Below are 8,680 nucleotides of genomic sequence, written 5' to 3'. Positions count from 1 at the left end.
CATCGATTGCACACAAACGGAACACGATTCCACGGAAATCCTTACACTACCGAACACCGTTGGAAGTATTTTTGAGTTACTTAGATGAAGCAGTTTTGTCTAGCTTAATTTGACAAATCAAATAAATTAAAGCAAAATATTAGACAAACCTAAAAAAAATAAGGTTGACTAAAATATTTTTAGAGGTTATACTAAAATTAGAAAAATTTAGTTTTTAAAGGAGGTTTTTATTTGTTAACTGTAAAAAAATTATCTGTTGCGTACTGCGATACACCGGTATTCAATAATTTATCCGTCCATTTTAATGCAGGGAAGATTACTGGCATTATCGGACCTAATGGATCTGGTAAATCTACTTTAATCAAGGCAATATTGGGTCTTATTCATCCAAAATCAGGTAGTAGCGCGCTTGATGGTCATTCAATGGCAACAGTAAAAAAGAAGGTTGCCTATGTAGAGCAACGAAAGGATTTAGATCTCAGTTTTCCAATCAATGTCTATGATTTGGTTTTAACTGGTAGTTATGGAAAACTGGGATTGTTTAAGACTCCAGGAAAAAGCGAACGTGTTGCTTGTGATGCAGCTCTTGAGCAAGTTAAAATGACTGACTTTGCTAATCGGCAAATAGGTAATTTGTCAGGCGGACAATTACAGCGGGTATTCGTAGCTCGAGCAATTTTACAACAGGCAGAAATTGTTGTCTTAGATGAACCTTTTGTTGGAATTGATGTGGAAAGTGAGCGTGCCATCATGGCTATTTTAAAACAATGGCGAGACGAACAAAAAACCATTATCGTTATCCATCACGATTTAAATAAAGTTTATGATTACTTTGATGAATTAGTCATTATGAATCACGGAATCATTGACTTTGGGCCAACTCAAGAAGTCTACAATTCGAAGAATATCAGTAAAGCATTCAGTGATGACTTATCTTCAGTTCTATTTCAGGAGGTGAATTGAATGACTGCTCTCTCGGATTTTTTTCAAGCGTTAGGAAAATATGATTTCCTTCAAAGTGCATTAATCACTGCAATAATGGTGGGGATTATGTCTGGGATTATTGGGAGTTTCATCATTCTACGAGGAATGTCTTTGATGGGGGACGCTATTTCTCATTCAGTATTGCCAGGGGTTGCTGTTGCTTATATGTTAGGTATAAATATCTTGATTGGAGCATCTATTTTTGGTGTACTAGCTGCAATGTAAATCGGCTACGTGGCTTCTCATAGTAAAATCAAAGTAGATACTGCAATAGGGGTTGTCTTCAGCTTCTTTTATGCATTGGGATTCATTTTAATCTCTATGGCCGAAAGCTCAACCAATCTACACCATATTTTATTTGGAAACATTCTAGCTGTTAGTAATAGTGATATGATCACAACGGCAATTGTTTTAGGAATTGTGATTATTTTTGTACAAGTATTTTATAAAGAATTGTTAATCACTTCCATTGATCAGACCTTCGCTAAAACATATGGATTAAATACCCAACTAATCCACTATAGCCTTATGCTCGTCTTAACGCTAGTAACCGTATCAGCATTACAAACTGTCGGAATCATCTTAGTAGTGGCCATGTTAATTACGCCAGCTGCAACAGCATACTTTTGGACCGACCGCTTGTCCGTGATGCTTGTTTTCTCCGCTATATTTGGTGTTGTCGCATCAATTTGTGGTTTGTACTTCAGCTACACATTCAACTGGGCTTCTGGTCCAGCGATTGTTATTGTCGCAGCAGGGTTATTCTTAATTTCCTTTATCTTCTCACCAAAACAAAACTTGTTACATATACACAAAAATAGAAAAGAGGCGTAAATATGAAAAGAATATTAGTAACCATCGTAGTAGTGATCGCAACCGTCGCCGGAGTAATCTTTTTTGTCAACGGACGAAGTGGAGATTCCAAACAATCAACAGATTCCATAAAAATCAGCGTAGTAACTACAAACTCGATTTTGGAAGACATGGTTAAAAATGTGGCTAAAGATCGCGTTGAACTATATAGTATTGTTCAACGCGGCGTGGATCCCCACGAGTATGAACCTAAACCGGAAGATATCTCAAAAGCAACAGATGCAACAGTTTTATTTCACAACGGACTGAATTTAGAAACTGGCGGTAGTGGTTGGTTCAAGAAGTTGGTAAGCACTGCTCATAAAGAATTCGATAAAGATGTTTTCGCCGCCAGTGAAGGTGTAACACCGGAGCACTTAACAACCAACGTCGAAGAAGAAGATCCTCATGCCTGGCTTGATTTAGCCAATGGTGTTCAATACGTCAAAACAATCACCAAAGTCTTAAAGGAAAAAGATTCAAAAAATGCAGATTATTACCAAACTAATTCTGATGCTTATATCAAAAAATTACAAAAGTTACATGAGGAAGCGCAATCAAAATTTCTCGATATTCCTGAATCACAGCGTTTATTGGTCACCTCAGAGGGTGCCTTCAAATACTTCTCAAAAGCCTATCATGTTGCGCCAGCTTACATTTGGGAAATCAATACCGAATCTCAAGGTACTCCCGAACAAATGAAAGCTGTGTTAGCTAAAATAGAAAACTCTGATGTCAAACATTTGTTCGTAGAAACCTCTGTTTCATCTAAGTCAATGAATAAAGTTGCCGATGAAACGGGATTAGAAATTTATTCCAAAATTTTTACTGATTCATTAGCAAAAGAAGGTTCCGAAGGCGATACCTACTATACAATGATGAAATGGAATCTAAACAAAATTCATGATGGTCTAGCTTAGCAATGTTAAAAACATATTGATATTTTAAAGTTTCCCTCTAAGTAATTATTCTTGTAGTTTATTTAGAGGGACGACTTTTGATGATTGAGCGGTCCTCAGATATCTCATTACGATAAGATATCATCAAAAGACAAATTATTACTTAGCTAATTTTTTTCTTAGGATTATTTTTAGATATGTTACATAAAGACACCCCAGTTTAATAACGTAGGATGCTACTGATTTTACTTGAAAGGAGAACTAACATTGACACCAACCCAAGAAAAGTATCTGCTAGTTATTGACAAACTTAGTAAAGATAAAAAGTTGGTAAGAAATAGACAGGTTGCTGATATCCTAGAGGTCAAGCCTTCTTCTGTTACAGAAATAATGGATAGACTGGTAAATCAAAATATGATTCAGCACATTTCTTATCAAGGTGTTTTTTTAACATCCTCGGGTGAGGAACAAGTAGCTTTACTTAAAGAAAGACGTCTCATACTCTCAACTTTCTTAACATCATATCTCGGCATTTCTAGAACTGAGGCACCAGAAATTATAAATGAACTCCTACAAATTCATAGCTCTCTATTTTTTGAAAGACTTAAATGTTATATAGAACAGGAGACTATTGAAAGTCGTATCCAATATGATAAATACTTTTCATAAAATAAGTTGGAATGGCAACAGTTTTTTTGACAAATTTTATAAGGTGCAGAACTTCTTTCCGTATGCTATTCCGATTGTCCTTGACAATGAGCCTCCTCGGATGTGACGATCTTCGGCAGGAGCTAACAGTTAAAGTTAGACTGCCTCGCTAGCGTTAGCACATCCGAGCTCATTATCAAGGATTCGCTGCGCCAATCTCTGGTTACGGTAACCAACCGGTGTCTCGTAGCCAAGTGTACCGTGCAACCGAAGGTGGTTCCACCAATTGACATAGTCAAATAACTCCAAATCCAATTGTTGTAAGGTTTCAAATGTGTATTGATAGACAAATTCTACTTTCAGCGACTTATAAGTTGATTCAGCTACGGCATTATCAAAAGGACAGCCTTTATGACTCAATGATCGATTGATGTCAAAAGTTGTTAATAATTCATCAATAGCTTGGTTATCAAACTCTTTTCCACGATCAGTATGAAAAATCTCAACCTCTGTCAGAGGTTGTTTGATACGGCTAAATGCTTTTTTTACTAGAACGGCATCTTTATGTTCTCCACAAGAATAGCCGAGAATTTCTCGATTGAACAGATCCAAAATGAAACAGACATAATTCCATTTTTTCTCGACTCGTACATAAGTCAAGTCTGTTACGATCGCTTCTAATGGGTTGTCTCTTAAGAATTTACGATTCAATACGTTTGTCGTTTTGGCTTCATTGCAAGTAGAATGATGTACTTTAAAATAAGCAACAGTATAGCTCGATTTTAATCCTCTATTTTTCATGATTCTACTAATTTTTCGTCGGCTGATCTGAATGCCTCGTTTTGATAAGGCTTTTTTTATTTTTCTTGAGCCGTAGGCCTTTCGGCTGCGGATAAATTCTTCAGCGACTACTTCTTCAAGTTCTGATTCGTCTTTCTTTGGTTTTGATTGATAATAATAGGACTGACGTGATAGACCTAATATTCTGCACATCGCTGATATAGGGTAAAGATGCTTATTCGCATCGATTACTTGTCTCTTCGTCCGAATATCAGCGCTGCTTGCTTTAAAATATCATTTTCCATTTCTAATTGCTGGTTTCTTTTACGTAGTTCTAACAATTCTTTTTGTTCAGGCGTAAGATTATCTTTTTCTTTGAATGAACCACTCGTTTTAGATTGCTTTACCCATTTGTCAAATGGTGAAGCCGTTAGTTCATATTCTCGAATGATTTCTACACGTGGCTTTCCAGCTAAGTAAAGATTGACGATTTGTTGCTTGAATTCTTGTGAAAAAGTTCTTCGTGTTCTCTTAGACATAAAAATTCCTCCTGGTATATTTTCTTCTAGTCTACACACCTTAATTTTTCTGTCTAGTTAATTGTAGCCTATCCAGATTCATACCTACAAAATTATCCTATATGTAATTTTTTTAATGAATCTTTTATTAAATTTATATACTATCCGCAAGCACAACACTACTGGTATCGATAGCATATTTTAATCCGCGCATGAATTGATATTCATAATAGTGTTTGTTAATAACTATTAAGTCCTGGATGTAGGATAGAAGTTGAGACAGATTTTGAGAGAGGGTAAACTAATCTCAAAGGAAGGTATCTCGTCATGCCAAAACGCTACACGAAAGAATTTAAGAAGCGATTTTAGAGTTGCACAAACAAGGAAAATAAGCACGACAATTATCCTTAGAATACGAAGTTGGATATTCTACTATACTAAAGTGGGTTCAAGTTACAACCAGAATAAGTCCGGGCGGACTTACTCCGGACGAAGCTAAAGCTTTAAAAAAGCAATTAAAAGAAAAAGACGAGGAACTCCTCATCTTAAAAAAATCACTCGGCCTGCTGGCAAAGAAATAGAAATCATTGAATTCATCCGTCAAGAAAGAGAAGCAGGCCATCACAGTGTGTCAAAAATGTGTCGTCTGCTTGGCATATCTAGAGCTGTGTACTATCGTAAAATTAATCCGACCCCATCCAAAAGAGCTAACGAACAAGTTTTGTTGGATCGTCGAGTCCTCCGTGTCTACCACGAAAGTGGTCGTGTCTACGGTGCTGGGAAAATTCATTATATACTCGCACAAAACTATTCAGACTATCGAAAAATCAGCATGAAATGTATTCAGAGATCAATGAGGCGTCAAAAGATCCGATCTATTGTCATTAAGAAATTCAAAGCAGGTAAGCCTGCCAAGAAACTCTTGAAAAACTATCAAAATTTATTGAAGCAAGATTTTTCTACTACTAGGTTGAATCAGAAATGGGTAGCTGATATCACATACATCCATACGTTAGACGATGGATGGTGCTATCTCTCAACCATCATGGACCTTCATTCAAGAAAAATTATCGGTTATCACTTTGATCGTAATATGACGACTGTTATTGTAGAAAAAGCCCTTGAGGACGCTGTTTCAAATAGAAATGTTGAAAATGGGCTGATTTTGCATACCGATTTAGGGTCGCAGTATACAAGTAATGAATACGAAGAACGGCTGAAAGAATTAACTATCACCATTCCTACAGCCGTAAAGGCTGTCCCTACGATAACGAAGGAATCGAATCATTCCATGCATTATTGAAGAAAGAACATGTGTCCCAACGACCAATATATCAAACTTTTGAAGAAGCAAGGCGACAAATTTTCAGTTACGTTCAAGGATTTTATAACAACCACAGAATTCACAGTGCTTTAGCATATCTGTCTCCGGTTGAATTTTAGAAAAAGATACTGGCTGCTTAACATAAAAAATCTCTCGTAAAAAGTGTCTCAGCTATTGACTCTAATCCAAAAAGCATTATCACATTCCAGGAGGAATGGTTCTACAAACGGATTTATGCAGCCAGTATACAATAATCGAATCTTCCTATGCATCATTGAAAAAAGAAGAGGTCTATACGACTACTTACTCAGATTTTGAAGAAGCCAAACGAGCGCTATTTAGCTACATTAGTTCGATTGGTTATCTAACTCCACAGGAGTTTGAAGACCTGTCAAGAGAGGAAATAGCATAACCATCTCTATTAAAATTTGTCCAAGATATTGACCCAAATACATATTATCTGCAATATTTACTTAATAACTGTAATTGAGATTGGAGAATTTTTAACCATATAAGTAGCATGCGAACCAAAATATCCTTTAATTCCATGCATTGATCGCGATCCAATGATTAAGATATCTGCAGATGTTGCTGGCAAAATCGTCTTAGTAATTTCCTCGGCCGGATCACCTTCTCCACTGTACAGCTGAATGTTTTTTACACCGCTATTTTCTGCATATTGTTTGTACTTTTCCAAATTAAGTAACAATTGACTTTGTTTCTGGCTCAAGTACTCAGGGTCTAACGCTTCATAAACATTCAACTCTTCAATTTCTAAAATTGAGGCAATCAGTAATGCGGCTCCAGTTTTACTCGCTTGCTTTACAGCATATTGAAAGGCTTTTTGAGCTCCTTCTGATTCATCTACCCCAACTAAAATATTTTTAAATTCATCAAATCCTTCCATAGTGCATCTTACCTTTCATTAATTAATTGATTATATTTTTTATTTCCTTTATACAGTTCAATAATTGTCCACGCTAACAGTAGTAATACTGCGACGATAATGACATAGGCAATAGAATCAGCTAGTACAAGTTGGCTTGATGTCACCTTTTCACCAAAAAAACCTTCAATTTGGCCGGGCAATCCAATCAAATTTAAATATGTCAATCCAATTACTGAACCCCATCCTAGTATCCGAATAACTATCGAATTTTTAAACCGGCTTCCCATTTCCACCTCACTATTGGTCATCATTAATAATGGTACCATCGAAAATGGTAACGCAAAAGCTAAGAAGACTTGTGAATTATTCATTAGTGTATTTAACGCTGTGTGCTCCCGAATCGTTCCTTGCCTGCTTGTAATAATTACACAGATTAACACTGGGATAACTGAAATCAAACGCGTAATTAAACGTCTTAGCCAAATTGGCATTCTCATATGAATGAATCCCTCCATAATTACTTGTCCAGTTAAAGTTCCGGTAATCGTTGAATTTTGTCCAGAAGCTAGTAACGCGACTGCGAATAATGTAGAAAGAAGACCTGATTTTGCAACGGTGATTAAAATTCCGTTACTCAATGTATCCGGATTTGATAAAGCCTCATACAACCCAAAGAATGATGGATCTTTCACTGCCCCTGTTTTAAAAACAGCAACTCCCATTATGAGCAATAAGGAGTTAACAAAAAAAGCGAGAGTCAATTGAATGTTAGAATCCCATGTTGAAAATCGTACAGCATTGGCGATTTCATCTTCATCCGTACGATTTATCTTTCGAGTCTGAGACACAGCCGAATGTAGATATAAATTATGAGGCATAACTGTTGCACCAATAATTCCTAATGCACCAGTTAAAGGCGTTTGACCACCAATTGAATGTGTAGAGGAGAACGTTTCACCAGTCGGAACCAATCCTTTAAGTACATCCCCCCAATTAGGATCAGACAACGCTACTTGATAAACAAACACAAAAAGAATTACAAAAATCAAACAGACAACTATTGCTTCAATTTTTCTAAAACCAACTTTCGTTAACAACAATAATAATAAAACATCAAATACCGTAATAAAGACTGCGACGACAAGCGGAATATTAAAAAGTAAATAAAGAGCAATTGATGCGCCAATTACTTCCGCAATATCTGTTGCCATAATCGCTAATTCCGTTAAAATCCATAAAATGATTCCTAGTTTTTTACTCGTTCTCGCTCGAATTGCTTGAGCTAAATCCATTTGACTAACAATTCCCAATTTAGCAGCCATATATTGTAATAGCATTGCAATTAAACTAGACATTAAAATGACCGACATTAATAAATACTGGAAGTTTTGCCCACCCGTAATCGAAGTAGACCAGTTGCCTGGATCCATATATCCCACAGCAACTAATGCTCCCGGTCCAGAATAGGCGAACAGGATTTTCCAAAAGCCTTTGCCTTTGGGTACCTCGACAGTTCCGTTAATTTCCTCTAAAGAGGGACCATTCGCATGCTGAATTAATCGAGGTTTGTGCTCTTTACCGGACTGACTTGTTGTATCTTTTAAAATATTTCCACCTTCCTTTAAAAACATCATAAGCATACACCTCTTTTTTATTAACGCCAATTGTAAAATTAAGCTAGACAACTAAAACAGCCATTTGTGGTACACTCAACTTGTAATTCCGACCAAAGAATACAAAGGAGTGACCACAAATGACCTACACCCATCTTACCACGGATGAACTG

The 8,680-nt window shown here is 36.4% G+C and carries 9 protein-coding genes and 2 pseudogenes; 8 read left to right on the top strand and 3 right to left on the bottom strand.

The window, feature by feature from the left end; genetic code table 11:
- From ACEN3Z_RS11105 to ACEN3Z_RS11085, 5 genes and pseudogenes are all read left to right on the top strand, one after another.
- Positions 1-113, top strand: a pseudogene (locus ACEN3Z_RS11105) (IS30 family transposase); the annotation flags it as partial.
- Between the two features lie 118 nt (positions 114-231).
- Positions 232-963: a metal ABC transporter ATP-binding protein gene (locus ACEN3Z_RS11100; protein ID WP_407090906.1), complete on the top strand. Its 732-nt coding sequence runs from the start codon at positions 232-234 to the stop codon at positions 961-963.
- Positions 964-1,818: pseudogene (locus ACEN3Z_RS11095) on the top strand (metal ABC transporter permease).
- Between the two features lie 2 nt (positions 1,819-1,820).
- Complete coding sequence (locus tag ACEN3Z_RS11090; RefSeq protein ID WP_407090905.1) at positions 1,821-2,756, top strand: metal ABC transporter solute-binding protein, Zn/Mn family; 936 nt, start codon at positions 1,821-1,823, stop codon at positions 2,754-2,756.
- Between the two features lie 246 nt (positions 2,757-3,002).
- A complete protein-coding gene (locus ACEN3Z_RS11085) occupies positions 3,003-3,404 on the top strand; it encodes a metal-dependent transcriptional regulator (RefSeq protein WP_071862912.1) in 402 nt (133 codons plus the stop codon).
- A 135-nt stretch (positions 3,405-3,539) separates the two neighbouring features.
- On the opposite strand, the gene ACEN3Z_RS11080 is transcribed toward ACEN3Z_RS11085, so the two are convergent.
- Positions 3,540-4,702 (bottom strand): IS3 family transposase gene (locus tag ACEN3Z_RS11080; RefSeq protein ID WP_407090904.1). Its coding sequence is split into 2 segments (ribosomal slippage): positions 3,540-4,426 and positions 4,426-4,702, totalling 1,164 coding nucleotides; the frame shifts between segments, so codons are not numbered across the junction.
- 493 nt (positions 4,703-5,195) lie between these two features.
- Here ACEN3Z_RS11080 and ACEN3Z_RS11075 point away from each other — a divergent pair.
- From ACEN3Z_RS11075 to ACEN3Z_RS11065, 3 genes are all read left to right on the top strand, one after another.
- Positions 5,196-5,984 (top strand): IS3 family transposase, encoded by a 789-nt coding sequence (locus tag ACEN3Z_RS11075; protein ID WP_143746385.1) that lies wholly within the window; start codon positions 5,196-5,198, stop codon positions 5,982-5,984.
- On the top strand, positions 5,885-6,124 hold the full coding sequence (locus tag ACEN3Z_RS11070; RefSeq protein WP_087060386.1) for an IS3 family transposase: 240 nt from the start codon (positions 5,885-5,887) through the stop codon (positions 6,122-6,124). The genes ACEN3Z_RS11075 and ACEN3Z_RS11070 overlap by 100 nt, the downstream gene beginning before the upstream one ends.
- Positions 6,125-6,219: 95 nt before the next feature.
- Complete coding sequence (locus ACEN3Z_RS11065; RefSeq protein WP_002297837.1) at positions 6,220-6,417, top strand: IS3 family transposase; 198 nt, start codon at positions 6,220-6,222, stop codon at positions 6,415-6,417.
- Positions 6,418-6,474: 57 nt separating this feature from the next.
- On the opposite strand, the gene ACEN3Z_RS11060 is transcribed toward ACEN3Z_RS11065, so the two are convergent.
- Entirely contained in the window at positions 6,475-6,912 is a 438-nt protein-coding gene (locus ACEN3Z_RS11060) for a universal stress protein (RefSeq protein ID WP_005879133.1), read from the bottom strand.
- An 8-nt stretch (positions 6,913-6,920) separates the two neighbouring features.
- Positions 6,921-8,528 carry an Nramp family divalent metal transporter gene (locus tag ACEN3Z_RS11055; RefSeq protein ID WP_040366370.1) on the bottom strand — a complete coding sequence of 536 codons (1,608 nt, stop codon included), beginning with the start codon at positions 8,526-8,528 and terminating at the stop codon, positions 6,921-6,923.
- Between the last annotated feature and the right edge of the window lie 152 nt (positions 8,529-8,680).

The organism is Ruoffia sp. FAM 26254 (assembly GCF_045528545.1).
In the GTDB taxonomy this organism is placed as follows: Bacteria; Bacillota; Bacilli; order Lactobacillales; family Aerococcaceae; genus Ruoffia; species Ruoffia halotolerans.
The sequence above is the reverse complement of the archived record's forward strand: the minus strand, read 5'-3'. Positions and strand labels throughout refer to the sequence as shown.

Coding starts and splice junctions, on each gene's coding strand:
- ACEN3Z_RS11090 (WP_407090905.1), top strand. CDS start 1,821: ATGAAAAGAATATTAGTAACCATCGTAGTAGTGATCGCAACCGTCGCC.
- ACEN3Z_RS11065 (WP_002297837.1), top strand. CDS start 6,220: ATGGTTCTACAAACGGATTTATGCAGCCAGTATACAATAATCGAATCT.
- ACEN3Z_RS11060 (WP_005879133.1), bottom strand. CDS start 6,912: ATGGAAGGATTTGATGAATTTAAAAATATTTTAGTTGGGGTAGATGAA.
- ACEN3Z_RS11055 (WP_040366370.1), bottom strand. CDS start 8,528: ATGATGTTTTTAAAGGAAGGTGGAAATATTTTAAAAGATACAACAAGT.